Source organism: Curtobacterium sp. MCBD17_023, from assembly GCF_003224415.1.
In the GTDB taxonomy this organism is placed as follows: Bacteria; Actinomycetota; Actinomycetes; order Actinomycetales; family Microbacteriaceae; genus Curtobacterium.
In genome coordinates, this window is record NZ_QKLJ01000014.1 from 1 (window position 1) to 23,568 (window position 23,568).

At 66.0% G+C, this 23,568-nt stretch carries 30 protein-coding genes; 15 read left to right on the top strand and 15 right to left on the bottom strand.

Annotation, left to right across the window (positions count from 1 at the left end):
• Nucleotides 1–147: 147 nt before the first annotated feature.
• Nucleotides 148–588, bottom strand: a complete 441-nt coding sequence (locus DEI84_RS12845; RefSeq protein ID WP_110825588.1) for an OsmC family peroxiredoxin — start codon at nt 586–588, stop codon at nt 148–150.
• A gap of 172 nt (nt 589–760) precedes the next feature.
• On the opposite strand from DEI84_RS12845, the gene DEI84_RS12850 reads away from it, so the two are divergent.
• The 11 genes from DEI84_RS12850 to DEI84_RS12895 all read left to right on the top strand — a co-directional run bounded on the left by DEI84_RS12850 (nt 761) and on the right by DEI84_RS12895 (nt 8,832).
• Entirely contained in the window at nt 761–1,804 is a 1,044-nt protein-coding gene (locus DEI84_RS12850; RefSeq protein ID WP_110891117.1) for an NAD(P)-dependent alcohol dehydrogenase, read from the top strand.
• Nucleotides 1,805–1,867: 63 nt separating this feature from the next.
• Complete coding sequence (locus tag DEI84_RS15985) at nt 1,868–2,473, top strand: type IV secretory system conjugative DNA transfer family protein (RefSeq protein ID WP_258371781.1); 606 nt, start codon at nt 1,868–1,870, stop codon at nt 2,471–2,473.
• Nucleotides 2,474–2,531: 58 nt separating this feature from the next.
• Nucleotides 2,532–3,842: a TraM recognition domain-containing protein gene (locus tag DEI84_RS15990; RefSeq protein WP_258371782.1), complete on the top strand. Its 1,311-nt coding sequence runs from the start codon at nt 2,532–2,534 to the stop codon at nt 3,840–3,842.
• Nucleotides 3,764–3,958 (top strand): Mbeg1-like protein, encoded by a 195-nt coding sequence (locus DEI84_RS16100; protein WP_110891169.1) that lies wholly within the window; start codon nt 3,764–3,766, stop codon nt 3,956–3,958. Before DEI84_RS15990 ends, DEI84_RS16100 begins: the two co-directional genes overlap by 79 nt.
• Nucleotides 3,959–4,008: 50 nt before the next feature.
• Complete coding sequence (locus DEI84_RS12865; protein ID WP_110891170.1) at nt 4,009–4,902, top strand: alpha/beta hydrolase; 894 nt, start codon at nt 4,009–4,011, stop codon at nt 4,900–4,902.
• An 84-nt stretch (nt 4,903–4,986) separates the two neighbouring features.
• Nucleotides 4,987–5,886, top strand: a complete 900-nt coding sequence (locus DEI84_RS12870; protein WP_110891118.1) for a helix-turn-helix domain-containing protein — start codon at nt 4,987–4,989, stop codon at nt 5,884–5,886.
• Nucleotides 5,887–5,914: 28 nt separating this feature from the next.
• Nucleotides 5,915–6,163: a hypothetical protein gene (locus DEI84_RS12875; RefSeq protein ID WP_258371783.1), complete on the top strand. Its 249-nt coding sequence runs from the start codon at nt 5,915–5,917 to the stop codon at nt 6,161–6,163.
• 273 nt (nt 6,164–6,436) lie between these two features.
• Nucleotides 6,437–6,607 (top strand): hypothetical protein, encoded by a 171-nt coding sequence (locus DEI84_RS15735; protein ID WP_181420450.1) that lies wholly within the window; start codon nt 6,437–6,439, stop codon nt 6,605–6,607.
• A 393-nt stretch (nt 6,608–7,000) separates the two neighbouring features.
• On the top strand, nt 7,001–7,297 hold the full coding sequence (locus tag DEI84_RS12885) for a hypothetical protein (protein ID WP_110891120.1): 297 nt from the start codon (nt 7,001–7,003) through the stop codon (nt 7,295–7,297).
• Between the two features lie 242 nt (nt 7,298–7,539).
• A complete protein-coding gene (locus DEI84_RS12890) occupies nt 7,540–8,370 on the top strand; it encodes a helix-turn-helix domain-containing protein (protein ID WP_181420451.1) in 831 nt (276 codons plus the stop codon).
• A 123-nt stretch (nt 8,371–8,493) separates the two neighbouring features.
• A complete protein-coding gene (locus tag DEI84_RS12895) occupies nt 8,494–8,832 on the top strand; it encodes a hypothetical protein (protein ID WP_110891122.1) in 339 nt (112 codons plus the stop codon).
• 121 nt (nt 8,833–8,953) lie between these two features.
• On the opposite strand, the gene DEI84_RS12900 is transcribed toward DEI84_RS12895, so the two are convergent.
• The 4 genes from DEI84_RS12900 to DEI84_RS12910 all read right to left on the bottom strand — a co-directional run bounded on the left by DEI84_RS12900 (nt 8,954) and on the right by DEI84_RS12910 (nt 11,269).
• Nucleotides 8,954–9,907, bottom strand: coding sequence for an AraC family transcriptional regulator (locus DEI84_RS12900; RefSeq protein ID WP_110891123.1), 954 nt, complete (start codon nt 9,905–9,907; stop codon nt 8,954–8,956).
• A 66-nt stretch (nt 9,908–9,973) separates the two neighbouring features.
• Nucleotides 9,974–10,573: a TetR/AcrR family transcriptional regulator gene (locus DEI84_RS12905; protein ID WP_110891124.1), complete on the bottom strand. Its 600-nt coding sequence runs from the start codon at nt 10,571–10,573 to the stop codon at nt 9,974–9,976.
• A gap of 228 nt (nt 10,574–10,801) precedes the next feature.
• Nucleotides 10,802–10,975, bottom strand: coding sequence for a hypothetical protein (locus DEI84_RS15740; protein WP_181420452.1), 174 nt, complete (start codon nt 10,973–10,975; stop codon nt 10,802–10,804).
• A gap of 90 nt (nt 10,976–11,065) precedes the next feature.
• Entirely contained in the window at nt 11,066–11,269 is a 204-nt protein-coding gene (locus DEI84_RS12910; RefSeq protein WP_110891125.1) for a hypothetical protein, read from the bottom strand.
• A gap of 555 nt (nt 11,270–11,824) precedes the next feature.
• On the opposite strand from DEI84_RS12910, the gene DEI84_RS12915 reads away from it, so the two are divergent.
• Nucleotides 11,825–12,049 (top strand): GntR family transcriptional regulator, encoded by a 225-nt coding sequence (locus DEI84_RS12915; RefSeq protein ID WP_258371784.1) that lies wholly within the window; start codon nt 11,825–11,827, stop codon nt 12,047–12,049.
• Nucleotides 12,050–12,635: 586 nt separating this feature from the next.
• Entirely contained in the window at nt 12,636–13,730 is a 1,095-nt protein-coding gene (locus DEI84_RS12920) for a fatty acid desaturase family protein (protein ID WP_375537655.1), read from the top strand.
• A 349-nt stretch (nt 13,731–14,079) separates the two neighbouring features.
• Here the strand turns inward: DEI84_RS12920 and DEI84_RS12925 are convergent, their stop codons facing one another.
• The 8 genes from DEI84_RS12925 to DEI84_RS12960 all read right to left on the bottom strand — a co-directional run bounded on the left by DEI84_RS12925 (nt 14,080) and on the right by DEI84_RS12960 (nt 18,252).
• On the bottom strand, nt 14,080–14,403 hold the full coding sequence (locus DEI84_RS12925; RefSeq protein WP_110891128.1) for an ATP-dependent DNA ligase: 324 nt from the start codon (nt 14,401–14,403) through the stop codon (nt 14,080–14,082).
• Between the two features lie 126 nt (nt 14,404–14,529).
• The gene (locus DEI84_RS12930; protein WP_181420453.1) at nt 14,530–14,841 is read right to left on the bottom strand and encodes a hypothetical protein; all 312 of its coding nucleotides are present in this window, start codon (nt 14,839–14,841) and stop codon (nt 14,530–14,532) included.
• 347 nt (nt 14,842–15,188) lie between these two features.
• Complete coding sequence (locus DEI84_RS12935) at nt 15,189–15,887, bottom strand: GAF and ANTAR domain-containing protein (protein WP_110891129.1); 699 nt, start codon at nt 15,885–15,887, stop codon at nt 15,189–15,191.
• A gap of 342 nt (nt 15,888–16,229) precedes the next feature.
• On the bottom strand, nt 16,230–16,415 hold the full coding sequence (locus DEI84_RS16105; RefSeq protein WP_110891130.1) for a MarR family transcriptional regulator: 186 nt from the start codon (nt 16,413–16,415) through the stop codon (nt 16,230–16,232).
• On the bottom strand, nt 16,416–16,652 hold the full coding sequence (locus DEI84_RS12945; protein ID WP_110891131.1) for a hypothetical protein: 237 nt from the start codon (nt 16,650–16,652) through the stop codon (nt 16,416–16,418).
• Nucleotides 16,653–16,669: 17 nt separating this feature from the next.
• Entirely contained in the window at nt 16,670–16,861 is a 192-nt protein-coding gene (locus DEI84_RS12950; RefSeq protein ID WP_110891132.1) for a hypothetical protein, read from the bottom strand.
• 175 nt (nt 16,862–17,036) lie between these two features.
• Nucleotides 17,037–17,282 carry a hypothetical protein gene (locus tag DEI84_RS15500; RefSeq protein WP_181420454.1) on the bottom strand — a complete coding sequence of 82 codons (246 nt, stop codon included), beginning with the start codon at nt 17,280–17,282 and terminating at the stop codon, nt 17,037–17,039.
• A gap of 340 nt (nt 17,283–17,622) precedes the next feature.
• The gene (locus DEI84_RS12960) at nt 17,623–18,252 is read right to left on the bottom strand and encodes a recombinase family protein (protein ID WP_258371786.1); all 630 of its coding nucleotides are present in this window, start codon (nt 18,250–18,252) and stop codon (nt 17,623–17,625) included.
• Between the two features lie 224 nt (nt 18,253–18,476).
• Between DEI84_RS12960 and DEI84_RS12965 the strand changes: the two genes are divergently transcribed.
• Nucleotides 18,477–20,087, top strand: coding sequence for an SIR2 family protein (locus tag DEI84_RS12965; protein ID WP_110891135.1), 1,611 nt, complete (start codon nt 18,477–18,479; stop codon nt 20,085–20,087).
• 76 nt (nt 20,088–20,163) lie between these two features.
• Here the strand turns inward: DEI84_RS12965 and DEI84_RS12970 are convergent, their stop codons facing one another.
• Complete coding sequence (locus tag DEI84_RS12970) at nt 20,164–20,508, bottom strand: Lsr2 family protein (protein WP_110891136.1); 345 nt, start codon at nt 20,506–20,508, stop codon at nt 20,164–20,166.
• A 109-nt stretch (nt 20,509–20,617) separates the two neighbouring features.
• Between DEI84_RS12970 and DEI84_RS12975 the strand changes: the two genes are divergently transcribed.
• Entirely contained in the window at nt 20,618–21,661 is a 1,044-nt protein-coding gene (locus DEI84_RS12975; RefSeq protein ID WP_110891137.1) for a YhcG family protein, read from the top strand.
• A gap of 92 nt (nt 21,662–21,753) precedes the next feature.
• Here the strand turns inward: DEI84_RS12975 and DEI84_RS12980 are convergent, their stop codons facing one another.
• On the bottom strand, nt 21,754–23,523 hold the full coding sequence (locus tag DEI84_RS12980) for a choice-of-anchor G family protein (RefSeq protein WP_110891138.1): 1,770 nt from the start codon (nt 23,521–23,523) through the stop codon (nt 21,754–21,756).
• Nucleotides 23,524–23,568 lie beyond the last annotated feature (45 nt).

The following is a 23,568-nucleotide window of genomic DNA, read 5'->3' on the forward strand; positions in this document are numbered from 1 at the left end:
GATCGCGGTCGGGGTGGACGGCCCGGCCGCGGGCCGGGCAGGAGCGGTTCGGCCATCGGACCATTGTGCCTCCCGTCGGTGGGGAGACGGACGGGAGGCTGTCCACCGGTCCGGTGGACAGCCTCCCGTCAGTGCGTTGCTCGGTGCTTACTGCTCGAACGTCGCGTGCAGTTCGATGTCGACGCCGGTGAGGGCCTTGCTGACCGGGCAGGTCGCCTTCGCCTCGTCGGCCGCCTTCAGGAAGGCCGCCTCGTCGATGCCGGAGACCTCGCCGGAGACGGTGAGGACGATCCCGGTGAGCTTGAAGCCGCCGGCCGAGTCCGGGCCGAGCGAGACGTCGGCCTTGACGTCGAGAGACTCGACGGTGCCGCCGGCCTCGCCGAGGATCGCCGAGAACTGCATCGCGTAGCAGGACGAGTGCGCTGCGGCGATGAGCTCCTCGGGGCTGGTGGTGCCGCCGGCCTCGTCAGCGGCGCGCTTCGGGAAGGACACGTCGTAGGTGCCGACCTTCGAGCTGGAGAGTTCGACCTGGCCGGAGCCGTCGTTCAGGCCGCCGTTCCAAGCAGTGCGTGCGGTGCGCGTGGGCATGGCCGCTCCTTTCGTCGGGGTGCGGGCCGGATGCGACCCTCGTGGCCGAGTCAACCGGAGAACGACCGTTCTCGCAACCGATGCACAGGCGGGACGCAGGATGCCACCGCTGCTCGTCCCACGGCCCCCGGTGCCGCTCCGCCGAGATGGACGACAGGTGTAGCTTTGCGGCATGCGTGCAGTCGTGTTCGAGCAGTACCAGACGTTCCCCTCCCTCACCGAGGTCGAGAAGCCCACGCCCGGGCCGGGGGAGGTGCTCCTCAAGGTCGCCGGTGCCGGTGCGTGCCACTCCGACGTCGCCGTCTACCGCGAGTTCCAGGAGGGGCAGCCCGGCGCACAGCGGCCCGGGTTCGTCCTCGGGCACGAGAACTCCGGCTGGGTCGAGTCCGTCGGGGAGGGCGTCACCGGCTTCGCGGAGGGCGACGCGTACCTGGTCTACGGGCCGGTCGGCTGCGGGCACTGCCGGTACTGCTCGAAGGGGCAGGACACCTACTGCGAGAACGCCGCCACGAACCCGTACATGGCCATCGGCCTGGGGCGCGACGGCGGCATGGCGGAGTACGTGACCGTCCCCGCCCGCAACCTCGTGCCGCTCGGGGACGCCGACCCCGTCGCGGCCGCACCTCTGAGTGACGCGGCCCTCACGCCGTACCACGCCGTCAAGAACTCCCTGCCGAACCTGGCCGGCGGCGGGAAGTACGCGCTCGTCGTGGGCCTGGGCGGCCTCGGGCAGATCGCCGTCCAGATCCTCACCGCGCTGACCGGCGCGACCGTCATCGCGACGGACATGAAGGAGGACGCCATGGCGCGCGCTGCCGAGCGCGGCGCGATCACCGTCCCCGGCGGTCCCGACCAGGTCGCGCGGATCCGTGAGATCACCGGCGGGAAGGGCGTCGACGCGGCGTTCGACTTCGTCGGCGCGACCCCGACCATCAAGACCGCGCAGGCGTCGATGGCCGTCGGTGGTCGCTTCACCGTGGTCGGCATCGCCGGCGGCACCACCGAGTGGAACTTCTTCTCGACGCCGTACGAGTCGACGATCACGAACACCTACTGGGGCACCATCGAGGACCTGCACGACGTCGTCGCCATGTACCGCGCGGGGCAGATCGAGCCGGACGTCGAGCGGTACGCCCTCGCCGACGCGCTCGAGGCGTACCGCAAGCTCGAGGCCGGCGAGCTGTCCGGCCGCGCGGTGGTCGTCCCGACGCTCTGACCGCTCGGGAAGGGCACCCGCCTCGGCTTGTAGAGCTGCCCCGGCGTCCCGCTGGGGGAGGACGTGCACTCCGGGGAGATGCTCTACGCATCGTGGGAGGACGTCACGATCGGCATCGCCGGCCCCCGCGTGGGTAAGACGACCTCGCTGGTCGTCCCGGCGATCCTCGCCGCCCCCGGCGCCCTGTTGGCGACGTCGAACAAGCCCGACACCGTCGAGACGACCCGGAAGCTGCGCGATGAGGTCGGCACGACGTGGGTGTTCGACCCGCAGCAGGTCGTCGACGAGGAGCCCACCTGGTGGTGGAACCCGCTCTCCTACGTCACCGACGACACCACGGCCGCGAAACTGGCCGGGCACTTCGCCTCCGGTTCCCACGAGCCCGGCGACAAGGGCGATGCGTACTTCGACCCCGCCGGCAAGAACCTCCTCGCCGGCATGCTGCTCGCAGCCGCCCTCGACGGACGCGCGATCACCGACGTGTTCACGTGGCTGACCGACCCCGACAACCGCGAGATGGTGGCCGTCCTCCGGAACGGTGGCTACCCGCTCGTCGCGGACGCCGTCGAGTCCGAGACGCGCGCCTCTGAGCGGCAGCGCGCCGCCGTCTACGGGACGGCCGGAAGATGGCGGGCTGGCTGCAGAACAGCCGCATCGGCCGGTGGGTGACGCCCGTCGGCGGAACATGCGCGGCGACCGTCGCCCGTAGTTCAACCCCGACGAGTTCGTGCGCGGCACCGACACCCTCTACTCACTCTCCAAGGAGGGTGAGGGCACGGCCGCGCCGCTGGTGACCGCGCTGACGGTCGCCGTCGTCGAGGTAGGCGAGCGCCTGGCGCTCGCCGTCGTCGAGGTAGGCGAGCGCCTGGCGAAGACGCAGCCCGGCGGCCGCATGGCCACGCCGCTGCTGTGCATCCTCGACGAGGCCGCGAACGTGTGCCGGTGGAAGGACCTCCCGGACCTGTACTCGCACTACGGGTCCCGTGGGATCCCGATCATGTCGATCTTCCAGTCCTGGTCCCGGGGCGTCGACGTGTTCACACTCGCGGGCATGCGGAAGCTGTTCAGCGCCGCCAACGAGGTCGTGTACCTCGGCGGGGTCAAGGAGATTGAGTTCCTGCGCGAGCTGTCGGAGCTGATCGGCGACTACGACCACGAGACCATCTCCTACTCGATGAACAAGGGCGTCCGGTCGACGAGCGTGCAGAACAACCGCCGCCGCATCCTCGACCCGTCCGAGCTCGCGGAGCTGCCCCGGGGACGTGCGATCCTGATCGCGTCGGGTCTGCGGTCCTCGATGGTCAAGACGGCGCCCTGGTACGAAGGCTCCGACGCGGAGAAGGTCCGCGTCGATCACCGCCTACGAGGACGCTGCCCGGGCCGAGCGCACGGCGTCGACGGCGCCGCTGGCACCCTCGTTGCCGGCAGAGGGCAATTCGTGGCTGAACGCCTCGACGGTGCAGCCGGTCGAGGCGGAGGACAATCGATGAGCGCCGTGGCGGAGTGGGACGGCCACGACGTTGATGAGGACGAGGACGTGCTCGAGGAACCGGAAACGTTTTACGGCTCGGCTGACGAGTTCGCGCGGGAGTTTCTGATCGTCACCTACCGCCGCGAAGTCAGCCCGAAGGGCTACTTCCGGTGGGACCCACGCTGGTGGATGCACCCGGAGGCGGTCGCCCGGCTCGACGCGCTCTGGCGCACTTGGGAGCACTTCCGGAACGACGGAGCGACCGGGATGAGCGTGTGGTGGCGGGACCACGCCGACCACCACATGGGCGTCCTGCTGAGCCGGTGGGGCCGTTCTCTAAGACGTCCGGGACGACGGAGCCGGGTGATCCGTTGCCGTACACGGCGCCGCCGCCTGGGCTGTTCCCCGACGTCCGCACGATCGACGACTGATGGCTTCGATGAAGCAAAAAGAGGACGAATCCCTGGTGCGCAGCCCTCGCGCTCGCATTGCTCGACGGTTTTACCTACATCGCGTTCCGTGGCACTGACACCTCGATCGTGGGATGGCGCAAAGACTTCATCATGAGCTTCGCTGCCATGCCGTCCCACCCGGGACGACTTCGCTCTGTACCCGGGTGCTCGGGAAGGATCGGCTATCGAGACAGCATGACGGGGGCATTGGGTGGGATCGACGGTGCCTAGGAAGGATCTTTCCCATTGTCGGCGGGCGCGTGCGGTCTGAGGGCGGGGTCATGCAGAAGGTCACTTTCACGCGTGACGGGCTGACGCTCGTCGGCAACCTGTTCACCCCCACCGACTTCGACGAGAACGGCCACTACCCGGCAGCGATCGTGCAGGGCTCCTTCACTTCCGTGAAGGAGATGATGGCCGGTACCTACGCGCAGAAGCTCGCTGAGCAGGGCCTGGTCACGCTGGCGTTCGACTACGCCCACTACGGCGAGTCCGAGGGCAGCCCCCGCCAGCTCGAGGTGCCCGCCGAGAAGCTTGCGGACTTGCGGGCCGCGGTGACGTTCCTGCTCGACCTGCCGTACGTCGAGGCTGTCGGGATGCTCGGCGTGTGCACCTCCGCCAGCAACGCCACGTTCCTCGCCGCTGGCGATGACCGCGTGAAGGCACTCGCGACCGCCGCGGGGTTCCTCGTGACCCCAGCCGTCCTCGACGCAACCTACGGCCAGGACGGTATCGCTGAACGCTTGGAACAGGCTGCCGCCGCGAAGCAGAAGGCGGAGCAGACCGGCGAGGAGACGTTCATCACGGTCTACAGCGAGACCGAGCCGGACGCGGCGAACTACGCCCCGGTCGAGGGTGCGTACGACTACTACAACAACCCGACTCGTGGCGGTGTCCCGGAGTACACGAACAAGCTCAACGTGCAGTCCTGGACGACGTGGCTCGACTTCGACGCTCTCGCCCGGGCGTCGGACATCACGATCCCGACGATCGTTGTGCACTCGGACGGGTCCGCGGTGCCCGAGAACGCGAAGGCGCTCTACGAGGCCGTGCAGGGCGAGAAGGAACTCGCCTGGGGTGACGGGAACCACTGGGACTACTACGACTCCGAGAAGCAGGTCGACTACGCCGTCGAGAACATCAGCCGCTTCTTCCACGAGCACGTCACCGCGTAGCGTCACACCCGCCGGTGCCGCGTCCGGGTCTCCCGCCCGAACGCGGCACCGCACTGACTGCATTGAGACGCGATCGGAGGGACCGTGGCAGCGAAGAACCCGCACCTGGAAGAGCTTGGCCTGTTCCTCAAAGCACGACGCAGCGAACTCGCCCCGCAGATGCTTGGGCTCGATGCCGGGGAGCCGGGGTCTCGTCGCGTCAGCGGACTCCGCCGGGAAGAGGTCGCGGCGGCCGTCGCGATCAGCCTCGACTACTACACCCGGATCGAGCAAGGACGCCTCGCACCCTCCGCTCCCGTGCTCGACGCCCTGTCGACCACGTTGCGACTGACACCTGTTGAGCGTGAGTACGTCGAAGGGCTCGCGCAGCATGCCGACCAGCGCGTCGCTCCGCGTCGCCGGCAGAGCGCGGTCAGCCTGCAGCTGCAACGGCTTCTCGACCGGTTGGATGGCACGCCCGCGTTCGTCGTCGGGAAGTACCTCGACTACCTCGCCTGGAACCCCCTCGCTGGCGCCCTCCTGCTCGACCTTGAACACCGTCCGCCGCAGGATCGCAACTACGTCCGGATGCTCTTCACCGATCCCCGAGCGAAGAACCTCTACGACGACTGGGAGAGCATGGCCCGGACCGCCGTCGCCCTCCTCCGCACGCAGGCGGCCGACAACCCACACGACCCGCAGCTCGCGGCGATCGTCGGGGAACTCTCGGTCGGGTATCCGCAGTTCCGCACGTGGTGGGCCGACCGCCACGTTGCCGGCGGCGGGCAAGGCACCAAGACCGTCCACCACCCAGAAGTCGGCGCGCTCACGTTCGACTGGGACAGCTTCCAACCGCTCGGCGTCGTCGATCAGCACATCACGATCTGGACCCCGGCAGCGGGCACAGCCACCGATGACAAGCTCCGCATCCTCAGCTCCTGGATCGCGTCATCTGACGCATCAGCGCCGCTGGACCGTGCAGCGTCGGATGGTGCACCCTCCTAGCGAACAGCGCGCACCTACACTCTCCCTCGTGAGCAGACAAAGCCCAGGGCCACGCTTCTCCCGACGCCCGAAGCCCTTCGCCGGCGGGGAAGTCTGGATCGTCCAGCACGACGATTCACCCGACAACACAGTCCTGGGCGTCTTCGCCACGGACGACGAGGCGTACGCCTTCATGGACACGGTCAAGGACGACTACGAAAACGGCGTGATCTGCTCCAGCTTTTCAATCCCGTACCGATCCACCGATGGCGCCATTCGGTACCAAACCAAGGACTGACGTCACGCCCGGCAGACGTCGGCGATCGAGTCGGCGAGTCGGCGAGTCGGGGAGTCGGGGAGTCGGGGAGTCGGGGGACACTAGTCGCTTCCGGCACGCGCGGTCCGCGGTGGTTAGCTGCTGGATCAGCGGTGATTTGTGGCTCTCGGGCCTGGTGGAAGGCCGTTGGTTTGTCCACGTCCGGCACTTTTTTCGTGCTCCGCGCCCGACATTGAACGCCTTCCACGCCCGTCAGTACCCTCAGGCGAGGGGCATTGTGTTGACAGTCGGGAGATGAGCATGAGCACCTACGAGGCCGAACCCAGCGTTGAGCCGGCGAAGATCCCGACGGTGGCGCGCGCGCGCAAGCAGTGGCGGCGGCAGGGCATTGACGGCATGAGTCAACCGCAGAACGACTTCTTCCGGGACGATGCACCAGAAGTCGTTCAGCGCCGACCTCGATAAGCGGCTCATCAAGGGCGAACCCGTTCGGCGATCGAGCCCTGGCTCGAGCGCAGGGGACGCTCAAGAGCCAGGGCGTCGATGCTCGACGCGGACCTCGGTCAGAGTCCGATCGGGTGCGGTCCGCGCGCTATCGACTGTACGTTGTCCTCCTTTCGGGGGACCAGCGTGTCGCTGTCCCCAGTAGGAGGGACGAGTGGGGCGCACTGCATCCTCCTCGTCTTCACAGTGCACACGCCCCGGCTGCCGGACAGCTCGGTGGTCGGGGTGCTCCTCCGCTTGACGCCCTTGTTGTCCACCGGGCGCGGAGGGCAGTGCGGCACGCGGCTAGCTGATCGCAGCGCCCTCGCGGCCGTCTTACCGTGAAATCAGAATCACGGTTGGAACGGAGATGCCATGCAGTACTTGACCTATGCGGGCGTCCCGTTGCTGACGAGCGATGCGGCTGCCGACGCGACGCTGGCGTACTGCAGCGCCTTGGCACAGAGCCGCGTGACCGACGTGGTCCGTGTCCCGAGCGTCGACGCGAACGGGATACCCATCCGTGTCGCGATGGTGCTCGGGCCGGTGATACCGGTGCTGGCAGTTCCCGCGCCCGAAGACGTCCTCGAGTCGGACGACGCCGTGTTCGTCCACGACTTGGAGATGCGTACCGCCGCCGTGCAGCAGGGACTCTTCGCCGAAACAGAGTGAGCCGCTCCGCGCATGCATGCCTAGCCGGCCGGTCGCGCCTTGCCGACGCTGCACAATGTCCATTTCCGGGCGCTTCGCAGTGTTGATTGTGTGATCGTGCTGCCCGCCGCGAAAATCGGACAGTGCAAGAGACGATGCGCCGCATCCGGAGAGAGACCCGGACGTCCGACCCAGCGGTTGCTGCTGACGTTGTCGCCCAGACCCACATCACTCATGGGTTGGAGGCAGTTCCGGGTGGGGCGTTGTTCTCCTTCGAGGAACGAGTCCGCGGGACACGGCTGCTGTCATTGGAGTCGACCAGCTGCACCGGTGTGCTGACCGGGGAAGTCGAGCCGGACAGTGCGATGGTGCTGGTCTGGTTGAAGTCCGGTCGCGGCACCGTTGACGGCCAGCCGGTGCCGATCGGCCGTCCGACCTTGTACCGGCATGCTCCGCAGCCGTTTCGCTGGGAGTCGTTCCAGAAGGACGTCATCCGCATCGACCGCGCGACCGTCGAAGCCGTCGCGGCCGAACGCGGGGGTTGGGCGCCGGGCCCGCTGGAGTTCAAACCACAGCACGTGCCGGAGGGTCCGACCCTCGCCGCCTGGTGGTTGATGATCCGCACCGTCGCATCAGAGGTGCTGCACGGGCCAGAGGAAGTCCCCGCCGCCCGGGAGCGCGAGCTGACCCGGTTCGCTGCCGGAGGATTGTTGACCGCGATTCCGCACTGGCCGGTCGCGCAGCGTCCACCACGGTCAGCGGGAAGCGCACGTTTCGCGCGCGCGGAGACGTTCCTCCTCGAGCATGCGGCCGAGCCGATCACTGTCGGTGACGTCGCCGCGGCTGCTGACTTCAGCGTTCGCGGCCTGCAGAACGCGTTCCAGCGGCACCACGGTATGACGCCGTTGTCGTACCTGCGCCGCATCCGCCTCCTGCTCGCTCGCGAACAGCTGCAGTCCGGGAATGCGGAGGTGAGTGTCGCCGACGCCGCGCGTGCGGCTGGTTTCGCGCACCTCGGGCGCTTCGCTGCCGCCTACCGGGAGGAATTCGGGGAACTCCCACGGGACACCCGTCGGGCTGCACTCAGCTGGTGACCGCGTCCACGCCGTAACACCGTCCGGCGCGCTGCTCACTGGGCGACCGGCGATGTGCGTGGATCGGAGAAACTGAGCGGGCCCTGAAGCCCTTCCGCTTCCATGGGAAGGGAAGGAGCACCGATGAAACACATCCACTACGACAGCAGCACGATCCTCACCAGCGATGACGTGGCCGACGCCGTCATCGAGTACGCCGCCGCTCTCTCCGGAGGTGACCGAGCAGACACCGTCGCGGTCCCCGCGATCGCGGCCGACGGAACCATGACGACGACCAAGATCCTCATCGGACCGTCCAGCGAAATCGTCATCGAGGACGCCGAAGAGGACGACCTCGAGCTCGAGAACGACGAGTTCGTCGCGCGTCTCCGCGCGGCGGCGTCGACCTTCGCCCACAATGAGCCGATCCACGCCGACACCCGCTCCGACCTCACCCCCGGTCAGGACGACGCGACGTCCTGAGCATTCTGCGAAGAGGCCCGCACCCCGAGCACGGGGTGCGGGCCTCCTGTCTGTTGCGCATTCCGCGACGGCAACTCAAGGTGTCTGGGCCACCGCCGGGGCAACGGCCGCGGCTTATCGTCTAGCTGCGGCGCAGCGTGTCGCGCGGGTACTCCCCGTACTGCTGCGCATACGCCGCGGAGAACCGGCCGGCGTGGCCGAACCCCCACGCGCGGGCGATGTCGGAGACGTTGGTCATGGCAGGGTCCGCGTGCAGCAGTTCCTGCCGGATGCGGCTGAGCCGAACCGAGCGGATGTAGGCGTTCGGGGACATGCCCAGCACCCGGTTGAACGCGACCTGCAGGGCACGGAGGCTGAGGTTCGCGAGCGTCGCGAGGTCCGTGCTGGTGATCGGGAGGTGCGCGTGAGCGTGCACGTACTCCGCCACCATCCGGATGCGGGCGTTCTGCGGCAGCAGCAACTCGGCGGGCATGTCGGCTGTGGCCTGCGGGTACAGCTCCAGCAATGACACGGCGGCGAGGCGGCTCATCTCGGCCTGCAGCAGCGGAGACGCGTTCCGATCCATGGTCGTGGCGGAGATGAGTTGCACCGTCTGCCGCCACTGGCGCATCGCGCCGTCGTCGGGTTGGGCGGTGTGGTCGAAGTTCGTCCGGCTGACCGCGAGGCCACGCTCAGCCGCGATCTCGTCAACCGCTGCCCGGTTGACCTGGACGAGGCGCTGGTCGTAGTCCTCGAAGGCGAAGTCGAACGCGTGCTGCGGCCACATCTGCGGGCGCCCGGGGGAGAGATGGATCTCGTTCCGGCCGACGTCGAGGACGCCGCTGCCGCGGGTGATCCACTGCACGACGAAGTCGTCTCCGGCAGGCATCTCACCGGTCAACTGGCCGTCGAACTGCACGGCGCGAAGCGTCATCGAAGCGTCCCCCGCGGCTGCGTACCGGTAGGAGAACGGTGTGTCGGTCGTGTCCGCTGCCCAAGCGATTCCCGCGTACGCGGTCGCGAGGGTTTGCTTCGCAGCGTTGAGGTCGTCGCCGCGTTCGTCGACGCGGATGGAGGCGGGGTTCGGGTCAGTCATCGGGCACCGCGTAGAAGTGTCACACCCCGACGTCGTTCGGCCGGCGTCAGTGTCCGGAATCTGTGATCAGAACAGGGAGGGTGCCTCGTAGACGGACATCAGCATCGCGGCCGCCATCCTGCCGGTACGCGCCGGGGTGATGTTGCCGTGGATCGCGGCTTCGACCTGAGCGCCCTGGATGAGGAGGGTCAGCGCGGGGGCGAGGTGCGCAGGCATCTCGGCAGCGGCGCAGAGGATCGCGATGTGCTGTTCCAGCTGGCGAAGGTGTTCGTGGGCGAGCCCTGCAACGACGGGATTGAGCCGTCCGAGTTCGCCGTACCCGTTGATGAACGCACATCCCCGGTAGCTGTGATCGGTAAAGCAGTCCTCGAGGTGGCTGAAGACAGCGAGGATCTGGTCGCGTGGATCCTCGAAGGATGCCTCCGCGGTGATGAGGGCGGTCATCCACTCGTCGTGGCGGTACTGGAGGGCAGCGACGACGAGTGCCTGCCTGGTCGGGAAAGCCTCCCGGAGCTCTGCTGGAGTGACCTGGGCACCCACTGCCACGCGATCGAGTGCTACCGGCGTGATGCCCTCGGCGGTGAACAACGCATCCGCGGACACCACGATCGCGTCCTGGACCGACGTGCGGTGAGGAGCGGGGGCGATCAGCGAAGGAGGAGTCATATGCGTTCGTAAGTATCCGGACCTATGCAGACTACGGATCTTTGGGGTGTGTGCGCTCAGCGCCGTCCGGTTGACGGGTCATAGGGCGAGCGCAAGGCGAGTGTCTGGCCGGTATCACCAGGCGCGGCGGCCGCGGTGCCCTGCAAGCGGTGGAGCCGTCGCCACGTTTCGCGGTGCTCGGGCCGTAGCCCGGGGAGGTGCTGCTCGATCATCCGCGGGATCACCCGTTCACGCGACGACGAAGAAGTCGGCGTAGGAGGGCTCGGCCGGGACGAAGGTGGTTCCGGTGCCGTCGATGCGGGCGGCGACGATGGCGTTGAGTTCCGAGGGCGGCGTCAGGCCGCGGCGTCGCCATTCGACCGGGTGCCGGCGGAGAGTGTCGAGAGAGAGCGTGTCACGCATCGGTGCGGTCCTGTTCTGTGATGAGGGCGAGCACGTCGATCGGCTGCGTCAGCGCGAGATCGACGTCCGGCAATGTCATGGTGATGGTGGTCAGGCGGAGAGGCCGAGCACGACGGCTGCGGACGCTGCGACAGTGACGGAGAGGATCCCGGTCGCGGTGGCGAGGATCATCAGCGTCCGCTGGCGCGCTTGCTCCTGCACTTCCGTGAAGGGGCTCCGCTGTGAAGCGCGGGATGCGGCGAAGGAGGGGCGCTTCGCTGCGAGGGGGGTCTGGGGAGCGGTGATCGTGGTCACGATGTCTCCTTGCTGGCCGTTGGCGGCCTGTCGGGTCCGGTGCTCCGGACATGGGATGACCATAGGAGCGAAAAGGTTCACGAGGTGAAGGATCTGACGGAGACGTCGAATCCCGGATAGCGGACCGGTTGGCGGCGACGAGAAGTGACCTGGTTCACCCCGCAGATCATGCCGAGACCTGCAGGATCGTAGAGTCGGACGCGTGCCGACTGAATCCGGAGTCCGCCGAGGTCCCGCCAGCTGTCAAGCCGTTTACGTCACGTTCCAGTGCCAGCTCGCCGTCGGGCATGCAGGATCGCATTGCCACGACAGGGAGACTGCGGGAAGCGAGATGCACGTGAGCTGGAGCAACGACATCTGAACGGACATTGCGGTGCGCCGCACGGCTGCGCTGAGTAGTTGAGCGCTCGGTTCAGAAATGGGTCCGGTCGCAGCGGCAGTCGCGTGCGCGGGAGTGCTGGATGACGAGTTGATCGGCGAGCACGGCGTGCTCGTGTGGGGTGTCAGGCCAGCACGTCGCCAGGTGGACGGGGCTCGGCGGAGGTGCCGCACCTCGTGGCAGGTCATTGTCACCGTCCTGCGTGGCTCGGTGTCTCCCGTACCCCTGTGCGTGAGGCGATCGCTCGCCTCGTGGCCGAGGGGTTCGTCGAGATGGCAGCGAATCGGTACACGAAGGTGAGCTCGCTCTCGGCGAGCGAGTACGACTACGCGAGCCAGTTCCTCGCCGGGCTGCACCGTCTCGCGCTTGAGCAGGCGACCGCCGTCGACGGAACAGGTTAGAGCCGAGGTCGCCGCCCGGGCGACTGCAACTCGTGGCGCCATTGAAGCGGAGGACTTGAGCGGGTACCGGAGCTTGTTGGATGCGTACGGCAGTCTCGTCACAGCTCTGGGCAATCCGCTGTTCATCGACGCTGAGCGCAGTTCCCGAGGGCGAGCGAAGTTCCATGCTGCCGCTGACGATGTCAACATCGACTGGCTCGCTGTACGCGAAGCGGCGGCGGCACTTACGGGTCTCTGACGCACCGACTGACGTTGTCGCACGTCTGGTACCCGATCCCTCACTGGGGCAGCGTCAGCATCGCGTTGCGTTGTCCGGTCCACATCGTGCAACAAGACGCTGGTTGTGCGTTCCGCGGAGGCTGTTGAGAGTCCCTGCATCTCGCCTGGTGAAGTGGTGTTTTTCTCCCCCGGTGGCCAGTGTTCGTGCTGCATCAAGCTTCGTGTAGACGCAGCGGCAGGCCTGTGATGGGGCGATTTGGGTCGCTGTCCGGCCCACCAACCTCTTCACGTTCTCACCGTGCTGCTGGTTCTGTTTGCAGCACGAAGGACGGCGTGCATTGGGACGCCGCGGGAGGGACGAAAGACCGTGACGGAGACGACACCGATCGGCTACACGCGCACCCGGCCAGCTCCCGCTGGATCACACAGCGGCACTTCGAGGTACTCCGGGTTGCTGAAGCAGGTCAAGGCCCGCGGATTGCTGGAGCGCCGCACTGGCTACTACTGGACCGTCTTCGCCGTGCTGATCGTGACCCTCGGGCTCGCGTGGACGGCGTTCGTGTTCCTCGGAGCGTCGTGGTGGCAGCTACTCGTCGCCGGCGTGCTGGGCGTGCTGTTCACCCAGTTCGCGTTCCTATCCCATGAGGCTGCCCACCGGCAGGTGTTCACCTCGAACCGGTGGAACGACCGCAGCGCCCAGTACGCCGGGACGTTCCTGGCCGGGGTCAGCTACTCGTGGTGGATGAACAAGCACACTCGCCACCACGGCAACCCGAACACGGTTGGGAAGGACCCCGACGTGTCCTTCGACGCGCTCTCGTTCCGGGAGGAGGACGCGGCCAAGCGCCGCGGACTCCTCCGCATGCTGGTCCGAGTTCAGGGGTACGCGTTCTTCCCGCTGCTGCTCCTCGAAGGTGCCAACCTGCACTGGCAGTCCGCGAGAGTCCTCGGCAACGTCAAGGAGATCCGGGGACGTCGCATCGAGGCGGCGCTGTTCGTGCTCCGGTTCTGCATCTACCTGGGCGTGGTGTTCTGGTTCCTGCCCGTCGGGATGGCGTTCGCGTTCCTCGGCGTGCAGCTGGCCGTGTTCGGCCTCTACATGGGTGCGTCGTTCGCACCGAACCACAAGGGGATGCCGATGATCCCCCACGACCAAAAGGTCGACTTCTTCAGCCGACAGGTCCTTACCTCCCGGAACATCCGTGGCGGCTGGTTCATAGCCCACTTCATGGGTGGACTGAACTACCAGATCGAGCACCACTTGTTCCCGAACATGCCCCGCCCGCACCTCGCTGCCGCCCGCCGTATCGTTCGCGAATACTGCGCCGAACACGACGTGCCGTACACCGAGACCACGTTGATCGACTCGTACCGCATCGTGGTGGCGTACCTCAACCGTGTCGGGCTCGCCGCTCGGAACCCGTTCGAGTGCCCGCTCGTCGCCGAACGACGCATCCGGTAGCAGGTGGTGCTGTCGGTGTCTCAACGCATGGGCTCGGTGAGACAGAGTCCCCGGTCGCTCACCGTTGTCGTCGATAGGGGCTTCGGCGTCCGTTGACGGATCGTCTACCGGTCGCGCTCCGCTCCACGGAGAGCAAAGCGCCACAGCTGCACGCCGGCGTAGAGCAAGAGGATGCCGAGTGCGGTGTTCAGGATCATGAGGACAACGTCGAAGTCCGCGCGAAACAGGCACAGCCGACGTCACGATGAAGATCAGTCCGAAGACGAGAACGCCCGGCAGCGGAGAAGATCGCCGACGCCTACGCCTCAAAGGACCTGCTTGTCGCTTTCTCGGATCGGTCGAGGATGCGTCATACCCCGTCAACGGTCCCTGATCTGGTCGGTTCGGGGATCATCTGGAGTCCGCCGTTGCTGTTGATCGATCGCTTCAGAATGTCGAGCCACGCCTCGTTCATAGCTGGGGCCCTGCTGCCTTCGAACTTGAAGCGGAGGCTCACGGTGGGGAAGATCCAGATGGTGCTCCGACCGTCACCTTTCGACACAGGCTCTTTCCAGGAGAACGCGAAGCTCTCCTGACGGCGCAGCTTGCTGATGATGACGATCTGGAGGTGCGCGAGGGTGCGATCATCCATCTGGATCTCGGCGCTTTGACCGTCGTAGATCAGGTACCCCATGTGGCTCTTCTTTCCGGTAGTGGTACGCGGTTGCAGTGACGACTCGGAGGCGTCAGCGGGGTCGCCCGGTGGGTGCAGGTGCCAACAGCGGAGCTGTCTGGAGCGAAGCCGGTGGAGTGAACTGGCTCACTCGTCGGCGTCAACCCACTGAGGGCCTTCGTCGAGGTGGGATTCACTGTCGGCAGGACCGGTCAGAGTACGTGCGTCGCCTACCGGGTTGAGTGATCCCGTCGGCCGGGCGGAGTCGAGGAGCCGGACGGCGTCAGCTGAGCTGATGACCCAGGTCATCGTGGCGGTGACCGTAGCGGTCGTGTCATCGCTGAGGTCGTCGGCGATGAAGTTCACCGCGACCTGGCTGACCTGCTCCGCGTGGACGGTGACGTTCTTGATGCCGTCCACGATCGCTCGGTCGTCGTAGGGGAGGTTGGAGAGCGCCATGCGGATCCGATCCGTTGCAGGTGAGGTGATGAACGGCCACGGCCGGAAGTTGCGTGCTCGTGGCCGTGCGCGTGGAACAGACGAAGGGGCACGCCCTCGAGCAGCTGCTCGGGCGTTGCAGGCGCGTCCTGAGTTCGAACGGGATCGGCGTCTCATGGAGCGAGCCGCTCAAGAGGCGACAGCCGAGTTTGTCACCTGCTTCTGGGAGCCAATACATGTGGATGTGGGCGTCCGAGAAGAGGCGGCCAACAGCCAGGCAGCCGCGTGGAGCATCGTGATCGGCACCAGGGCGTACTGCCCTCGCAGAAGACCGCTGTGGGGACGCGGTGGGGGCATGTCGGCTGTTGTCAGCCCGCTTGGTGGTCGTCCTCGTCGTGATGCAGGTTGACGCGGCGGTCGAGGATCGCTTCGGCGAGGGTGTGAAGCGGTTGACTGTTTGCGAACGCGCGTGCACGGATGATGAGGAGTGCGTTCTCAACGGACACGTCAAGTTGCGCTGCCACCATCCCCGTCGCTTGTTGGATGTGCCGCCCAGATGGGTGCGAGACGGACGCCACGGCTGGGGTAGCACCGGCTCCCATGTCGCGGACGGCGCCGGCGAGGATTCGCTGCGCGGTGAGGACGGCCAAATGTGTCGCGTGGGTGATCTCTGCCGATGAGAACGGTTTCGTGTCAGTCAGGTACAGGGTGACAGCGCCGATGTTAAGTGAGCTGGTGAAGAGGGGGAAGGACAACACCCCCGACCAGCCCGTTCGTTGCAACATCACGAGGGCCGTCGGCCAGTCTTCGGCGCTGGCAGTGGCGAAGTCGTACACGGCGACGAGGCTGCGGTCCCGGAGCGCTGACCAGCCCGGGCCTTCCCCCAGTGCGACCTGCTGTTCGTCGGCGGTTGCAGCGCGCGGGCCGGATGCGGCGACGAGCGCCGTTCCGAAGATCCCTCCGAAGGTGGAGATCGCCGCTGCCGCAACCGGGAGGGAGTTGACGAACGGACTGGTGAGGTCACCATCGTCCGGCGGATGTCGGGTTGCCTCGTTGAACCTGAGCACGACGCTCCCATCGGGGTGGGGCTGCAGCGCGGGGTCCAGGTACTGAAGCGATTGCGACGAGTGTACGTGTCGAACCCGTCAGCGCCGCCCCTAGTGAAGCAGCGGGCGATGGCAACGGCAGCAGTCCCAGCCTGGCTTTGATTCAGTCGGTGACTGCTACGGGGTCGGAATTGGCGGCAGCTGATTCGCGGGCCCCCGATCGGACGAGCTCCCCTCAGCCGCACTGTCTCCTGCTCCGAGCGGTGGCTCGGTCAAGCTGGGGGAGGGCGGCTCGTTCCGGTCGCAGTCCTGACGGAGCGCGCGGCGAAACGCGCCACCACGGTCGCCTCGGCGTCGGAGAGTTCATTGATGACGGTGATCAACGGCGTGTGCATGTGGCCGTACGCCCGCGTCAGGTCCGCGGTCGCGGTCGCTGTAGGCACCAGGGCAAACACTGCGGCGATCCCGCGGGTTCGGACGGCGTTCCACCCGCTCGGCACTGCTGAGACGGTCGACGAGCTTGGTGACCCCGGCAGTGGTGAGGTGCAGTCACGCAGCGAGCTCGGTCGGGCTCAGAAACCGGTCTCCGCGGCTGGCCTCGACCAGGTGCAGCAGTGCCAGCGCCTCAATCGAGCGCATCTGGAGCGCGCGGAGCGCTCGCTCGTCAGCGTCGTGTGCGCTGTCGCGCAGTGACTGCAGGGCCTCGATGACCGCCGCCCCGGCCCGGCTGCAGGGCTCTTCTGCGTAGACGCGATACGCGTTGCCGGCGTCGTCCTCGCTCGTCATCAGATCCCTGGACGCATTCAGCGGCTTGGAACACGTACGAAGTAGAGCGTCATCGCTGATGCGATGCCGCCAGCAATGATGAGTGCCCACGCAAGCACCACGATCAGGCCGTCCCACGGACTGATCAGCAGCGCGATGCCGAGCAGGATCACCGCCGCCGCGCCGACCAAGGCGACCCGATGCGGCTTCCGCGTGAAGATCTGTGCCACGCGTGAACGCTACGCGGACCGCCGCGGCGAGAACACTCAGGCTCGGCCGCGTGCCGCTAAGAGGGTTGCTGCAGGTCAGCACCCTGCGGACGGACGGACGGGTGGGCAGCGGTGCTTCTGACGCAACCGAAACCGCGACGTCCGCGCTGCTTCATGCTGGATGGGGCAGCTGAGGTCAGGTGAGGTCGTCGGGGTGAAGCCGGTCGCCTGGATGGGGCGTGCGAAAGACCGGGTCACCGTCTGGCTGGAGCGCTTCCCGCCGGTCCGCGCCATCGGTCGCGGGCTCCTGGTTGTCGATGCCGGCCTCGACTTGCTCGGCTTGGCCTCGTTCACGATCAATCTCGCTGAGGGACTCGGAGTCCACCGGAGCTCCCTCGGGGTCGGGTTGTCCGACAGGGTTGAATGGCGCGCTCATCGACATGCCTTCAGTCTCGTCAGTAGCAGCTGGAGCTCGCCGCAGTTGCGTTTCACGTGCGCTTCAGGGAGTGAGCAGTGCGCCGTCAGACCTGTTCACCCCAGCTGAGGTGCAACTCGCTGGTTTGACTAGACCGGTGTAGCGATGGGATCCGAGGTGTGAGACCGGTAGCTGGCAGCCCCACGCGCCGTAGATGGCAGCGCAGCAGCTAGTCGACTCGGTGCGCTGAAGCGCTTTGGTCGTCGTGACCCGACGGCAGTCAGCCGCTGACAACTTGGCCGTGTCGCACTTGAACTGGGGATTCGTAGAGCTGTCCCGCGAAAATGCCCGGTGAAGGGGCCAAACGCTACGTGGTTGCGCCGTCGCCGGTGTCTGCGTCTGCGTCTGCGGCAGTGTGGGAGAGGGGCGTCGCGAGCACCCGGTAGAGGGTGGTGCGATCGATGCCGAAATCGCGGGCAACGGTGGCCTTCGGAAAGCCGCTGCTGATGAGCCGACGTGCCTCGGCGACTTGGTCGTCGCTGAGCTTGCGCGCGCGCCCTTTGTACTTGCCGGCGGTTCTCGCGATGCGGATGCCCTCGCGTTGACGTTCGCGGATGAGGGTGCGTTCGAACTCGGCGAAGGCGCCGAGGAGGTTGAGCATGAGTCGGCCGATCGCGTCGTCGGTGTCGCGACTGTAGGTCTGCTGCTCCTTGACGAACTCGACAGAAGCTCCTTTGCCAGTGATCTCGTCCACGATGCCGCGCAGGTCACCAAGCGAACGAGCAAGCCGGTCCATGGAAGCGACCCGGACAGTGTCTCCGTCGCGGACGTACCGGATGCAGTCGAGCAGCGCTGCCCGGTCCGCCCGTGAGCCACCCGACACCCTCTCCTCGAACACGCGATCAACCTCGCCGATCGCCTCGAGCTGCCGGTCGAGGTTCTGGTCCGCCGAGCTCACCCGCACATAGGCGACGGTCTGCGTCTTGTGTTGCACCACGTCTAGACCATCGCACACATCTGTCGCAGAAGGGTCGATGGGGACCCTAGGACCACACAGAATCGACACTCCCGCAGCCGTTGCGTTGGGGTATACCCCACCGCGACAACCGATAGGTACTCAACCTCGACGCCGCGGACCACAAGCCGAATGTCGCACTTTTGCTGGCAGGATGAGAACCAGAACGACTTACTCGCCTTGACGGTGTCGAAGGAGCGATATTTATGGGACAAACGGGGACTAAGACAACCGGACGTACGACCGTTCTGCTCGGAGCAGGCGCGTCGAGGGATGCCGGCTTACGCCTCACGTCTGAACTTGCCGCCGCCGTCGTTGCAAAAGCAAATGCCGAACACTCACCCTTTGGCGACAAACCCGGTTGGGTCCGCGCACTCAATGCTGTCTACGCCGGCATGATCGGCTACCAGGGAGCAAGCGGGCAAGATCCGTTGAGCGCCGTGAATATCGAAACCCTAATCTCCGCTGTTCGCCTCCTGCGCTCGCGGGATAAGCATGAAGTTGCGCCATTCGTAGCCGCGTGGAGTCCCGCTTTGACCAACTTTGGCTTGGGCACTCTGCCAAATTCTTATGGCCGAACGATTATCAAAGAGATTAGCGACTCCCGAAACTCAAGAATCGACTTCGCCGACCGGAACATTACTGAAGCTGTCGCCGGGATCGCACGTGCTGCCCTTCAACCCGACCTAAAGCAGCCGTTTGCAGAAGCTGAGGAATTTATCCTCCGCACTCTCGTTGAACTACTTGGAGCACACCGCGACGTTTCCTACCTCGACCCGCTTCTGGAGCTTGCAAAAACGCAGCAGGGCGGCTTAGACGTTATAACGTTGAACTACGATCTAACCGTCGAGTCAGCCGCGGCAAATCGTGACGTCCCAGTGAATCGCGGCATCGACACTTGGAATCCAGGCGAGTATCTGCAATTTCCATCCGTCGCAGGGACATTGAACTTGATGAAGCTGCACGGTTCCTTAGATTGGCGAGTCAAGCCGCAAGACAGTGAACTCGGCGATCAGCTATCGCCACGCGGTATTGACGTTGTCGATACCGAGAATTTGTACGCGTCACCGCGGCGATCGTCGCAAGACCTACCTTGGATCGTGGTAGGAGACCGTGAGAAACTCGCTACGGACGGACCCACGCTAGTTCTGAATTTTGCCGCCCGCGACGCTTTGATGAGAACCGACCGGGTAGTAGTGGTCGGCTACTCGTTCGGTGATGCGCACATCAATGCCATGCTGCGCGACTGGCTTGCTCGGGACCCTAGCCGGACGTTGGTGATTTTAGATGTTTCTTTCCCGCGAGCACGCCATATCAGTGCACGTGACGGGTTCCGGTCGGCTCTGATCGAGACATATGGATTCCATCATGACCCCTTCCGTCAGCGCCATCAGTACCAGGTTTTTCCGATCGAAGGAACGGCAGCTGCGAGCTTGACCCATGCACTTTCACCACAAGCTGATTCTATTCCCTCAGTTTTGGCTGAAGTGCAGGTCGTGCGGATTGAAGATGGTGCACGGATAGAGGTCAAATGGTTGGGTAACCCGCTATCGAGTGCGCGTTTGATGATCCGTTCAAGCAGTGATGCTAACGACCCCTATGAACAACACAGTATCGTACTCTCGCAAGAGCCATACCCCGCTAGCGAAGTCGCAGGGAAGCGCTTAACGGGAGCATTGGACTATGACGAGTGGCCCACGGGCCTGGCGCGCAGCGCTTACTTGTTGGGGAGCCTCGGACCCTCGATATCCGTGGTAGTCGACGGACACTCTATAAGCGGCCTTCAAGAATGGACGACTCACTTGGACGTTCCGTGATGAAACCCCTTCACATGCATAGAGCGGCCGGTCACCTCAGGGGATGACCGGCCGTTAACTCGCGCGAGGCGAGGCGTCAGTGTGCGGCGTCGTACGCGTCCCGGACGGCCTGGCTGATCCTGCCGCGGGAGGAGACCTCGTGGCCGTTGGCTGCAGCCCACTCGCGGATCTTGCCAAGCTCCTCGGAGTTCCCACGCTTCGGGCCGCTGCCGGAGGATGCGCGGCCGCTGCGGTTGCCGGTCTTGCGGGCTGCGGCGATGTAGTCGGAGAAGGCTTCGCGGAGCTGGTCCGCGTTGTCGTCGGTAAGGTCGATCTCGTAGCTGGTGCCGTCGAACCCAAAGGTGACGGTTCTGCCCTTGCCGTCTTCGATGGTGTCGCCGGTCAAGTCGTCGACGAGCTGCGTGGTGACTTTCTGCGCCATGGGAACGCCGCCTTTCAGTAGGGGAAGTGCACGTCCACTGTGGCACACGCCCCACAACTTCGATCCTCCAGGGGGCGAGTTGCTGAACGGACTCAGGGAGAATGAAGACATGTCCACCTCCTCTCCGGTGCCATCAAATTATGCTGCCGCTCTCGCTGACCTGAAGCAGCAGGTACGTCGCGCCCGCTTCACGGCTCAGCGGCGTGTCAACACTGAGCTGGTGCGGCTGTACTGGGGGATCGGCAGCACTATTCGACAGCGGCAGCAGCAGGATGGCTGGGGCACGAAGGTGATCAGTCGGCTTGCGGACGATCTTCGCGCAGCGTTCCCGGACATGAAGGGCTTCTCGCCCCGCAACCTTGCGTATATGCGCGCCTTCGCGGTTGCATGGAGGAGCGAGGAGGTTCTGCAACAGGCTGTTGCACAACTGCCGTGGGGGCACATCACCGTCCTCCTTGACCGGCTCGACGACCAGCGCACCCGGGACTGGTACGCGGCGCATTCGGTTGAGCACGGTTGGTCGAGGAATGTGCTCCAGCACCACATCCGCACAGAAGCTCACATTCGTGTTCAGGCGGCGCCGTCGAACTTCGCGGCGACGTTGCCTGCGGGGGAGTCTGACCTCGCGCAGCAGCTGACGAAGGATCCATACGTCCTGGATTTCCTCGCGCTGGACAGCGACGCGAAGGAACGCCACCTCGAGCAGGCGCTCATCGACCGCATTATCGACACGCTCCGTGAGCTGGGGGAGGGGTTTGCGTTCGTCGGCCGGCAGGTGCACTTCGACGTTGACGGCGACGACTTCTACGTCGACCTTCTGTTCTTCCACGTCGAGCAACTCCGCTACGTGGTCATCGAGCTCAAGACGGGGAAGTTCAAGCCCGAGTATCTCGGCCAGCTCGGCTTCTACGTCGCCCTCGTCGACGACAAGCTCCGTCGCAGCCAGCACGCCGACACCGTGGGGCTGCTTCTCGTGGCGGACAAGAACGACGCTGTCGTCCGCTACTCGCTCGGCGCGCACCACAGCCCCATCGGGGTCGCCAGCTACGACCTGCTCCCGCCTGCGGTGAAGGCGGCGCTCCCCTCGGAGAGGGACCTTGCCGCGGCGCTCGACCGAGCTACCAGCGACAGTGATCCCGAGGAGCCTCGCTAGGCGTGGCCACGTGGTCGACGTTGAGCGGTCGGCACGCGGAAGTGGCCGACATCGTCGACCGGCGGTCGAGTCGAAAGCAAAGGCCGCTTGCCCTATGAGGGCGAAGGACTCGTCCGGCGGAGATCGACGACGGCCGGGCCGACAGTCGAGCGTGCCAGATCGACGCCTGCTGCGCCGGTGGGGAGCAGCGCACTGAGCAGGCGGATGCGAAGCGCCACGACCGTGTATCTGCCGGTCCGGGCCGATGTTGCGGTACGCCCTCCGGTCGTCTCGTCGTGCACGTTAACTGTGACGGACAGCAGGCCTGGGAGCCGGTCGGTGACGCTGCCGACCGCGCCGAGGAGCGGCCGTGCGACAGCGGTGATTGTGCTGCCGAGGGAACCGACCGTCGTGAAGAGTGCCGACGTCAACGTGGACACAATGACGGCTGGAAGGCCGGTGATGAGCCCGGAGACCAGTGCGCTGACGACGCCGGTGAGCAGGCCGAGGTTCAGCCCGAGCAGGGTCGTGCCGACGGTGAGGTTGGACTGGCGGTTCATGATGGCTTCAACGCCGCTGTTCATACGGATGTTGAGTTGCACGAGCGGTGCGGTGGCGAGGTTGAGGTTCACGTCGAGGGCGACGCGAACCTGGAGCGTGTTGATAGCGGCGGTGAGTGCTGTGGTGACGCGTGCTGTCCAGGTGTCGAGGAGCGCGCCAACGCGGGCGGATATGCCGTCGAGGACTGCGGCGTTGACGACGAGCTCAGTATTCGGGGGAAGATCGTTGAGGCCGGTTTCGCGGTCCCCGAGGAGGTGAGCGAGGTCGACACGGATCTTGCTTGCGGACAGGTCGACGCTGACGGTCCCGTCGGTGAGGGTCTCGGTCAGGAGCGGACGCACCGCACCGGCGAGGTCGACTCCGTCGACGGTGACAGTGCCGGAGACGGTGCCGAGGCGGAGTCCATTGGTGAGCGCTCCGACGATGTTCTGCTGAAGGGCCCGGGAGAGGAGCCCGTTCGTGCCGGAGAGTTGTGCGATAGAGCTCTGCAGGGACGTGACGGTGGTGTTGACGCTGCTGACAAGCGGTCCGACGAGAGGGCTTTCCATGCGCAGCCCGAGGCCCGCGATGCCGTAGTCGCGGACAAGGCGCGCACCGGCGGGGAGAGCGGCGGATCGGGAGACAGAGCTGACCGTCGTGGCACCGGCGGTGCTGCTTTTCGCAGCGTTGGTGCTTGCGTCGCCCCAGATCGCGTCGCGGAGCAAAGCGCAGCCGTCGAGCTCTGCGCTCGATGCGACGGCGCCGACCTCGAGGCCGACGTCGCTGACCCCGCTGAGTGCGGGAAGTGCCTGGCGGAGAGTGAGTGACGCCGGATCTGGAAGACGGTCGGGGGGAGTCGAGTCGGTGACGAGAACGCCGCCGGAGTCGTTGACGAGGCCGGATGCTGCGGTCGATTGCCCCGTGGCTGTGGCCCTCGCGTACTGATTCACCGCTCCGGCAGAACCGGCCGGGAGGCCGACTCCGAGCCCGGAGAGATCGAGCCCGAGGACATCGCCGAGAACGCTGGCGTTCAACGGGTTCCCGAACGCGGCGACGGTCGGTGTGCTGGTGATCTCCGGAGCGGTGACCGGATCCACGGTCGCGCTGTTCGTGCTGGGCTTCGTTACGTCGAGGCCGTGGACGCCGGCCACGGTGTCGAGGTCGGTGCCCGCGAGCGTGCCGCTGAGGAACCGGCTTGATGACTGCGTCGTGTAGTCGGAGTCGGAACCACATCGGAACGCCGAGGTACCGAAGCCAGCGTGTGTCCACTCCTGGTCATTCCAGGACGCCGCGGTCGATGTGACTCCTGGGAGGATGACCGCCACCACCGCGACGACGGCCATGACGGCGGAGCCACGCGCTCGTCGACTAGCGAAGCGGCGCCCCTG

Bases quoted from the DNA above. Each gene is read 5' to 3' on its own strand.
- DEI84_RS15735 (WP_181420450.1), top strand. From the start codon at position 6,437: ATGAGCATGAGCACCTACGAGGCCGAACCCAGCGTTGAGCCGGCGAAG.
- DEI84_RS15740 (WP_181420452.1), bottom strand. From the start codon at position 10,975: ATGCGTGACACGCTCTCTCTCGACACTCTCCGCCGGCACCCGGTCGAA.
- DEI84_RS12980 (WP_110891138.1), bottom strand. From the start codon at position 23,523: ATGGCCGTCGTCGCGGTGGTGGCGGTCATCCTCCCAGGAGTCACATCG.
- DEI84_RS12850 (WP_110891117.1), top strand. From the start codon at position 761: ATGCGTGCAGTCGTGTTCGAGCAGTACCAGACGTTCCCCTCCCTCACC.
- DEI84_RS12970 (WP_110891136.1), bottom strand. From the start codon at position 20,508: ATGGCGCAGAAAGTCACCACGCAGCTCGTCGACGACTTGACCGGCGAC.
- DEI84_RS12905 (WP_110891124.1), bottom strand. From the start codon at position 10,573: ATGACTCCTCCTTCGCTGATCGCCCCCGCTCCTCACCGCACGTCGGTC.
- DEI84_RS12845 (WP_110825588.1), bottom strand. From the start codon at position 588: ATGCCCACGCGCACCGCACGCACTGCTTGGAACGGCGGCCTGAACGAC.
- DEI84_RS12945 (WP_110891131.1), bottom strand. From the start codon at position 16,652: ATGACGAGCGAGGACGACGCCGGCAACGCGTATCGCGTCTACGCAGAA.
- DEI84_RS12865 (WP_110891170.1), top strand. From the start codon at position 4,009: ATGCAGAAGGTCACTTTCACGCGTGACGGGCTGACGCTCGTCGGCAAC.
- DEI84_RS12885 (WP_110891120.1), top strand. From the start codon at position 7,001: ATGCAGTACTTGACCTATGCGGGCGTCCCGTTGCTGACGAGCGATGCG.
- DEI84_RS12930 (WP_181420453.1), bottom strand. From the start codon at position 14,841: ATGGCGCTCTCCAACCTCCCCTACGACGACCGAGCGATCGTGGACGGC.
- DEI84_RS12975 (WP_110891137.1), top strand. From the start codon at position 20,618: ATGTCCACCTCCTCTCCGGTGCCATCAAATTATGCTGCCGCTCTCGCT.
- DEI84_RS12965 (WP_110891135.1), top strand. From the start codon at position 18,477: ATGGGACAAACGGGGACTAAGACAACCGGACGTACGACCGTTCTGCTC.
- DEI84_RS15500 (WP_181420454.1), bottom strand. From the start codon at position 17,282: ATGTCGATGAGCGCGCCATTCAACCCTGTCGGACAACCCGACCCCGAG.
- DEI84_RS12895 (WP_110891122.1), top strand. From the start codon at position 8,494: ATGAAACACATCCACTACGACAGCAGCACGATCCTCACCAGCGATGAC.
- DEI84_RS12900 (WP_110891123.1), bottom strand. From the start codon at position 9,907: ATGACTGACCCGAACCCCGCCTCCATCCGCGTCGACGAACGCGGCGAC.
- DEI84_RS12925 (WP_110891128.1), bottom strand. From the start codon at position 14,403: ATGGGGTACCTGATCTACGACGGTCAAAGCGCCGAGATCCAGATGGAT.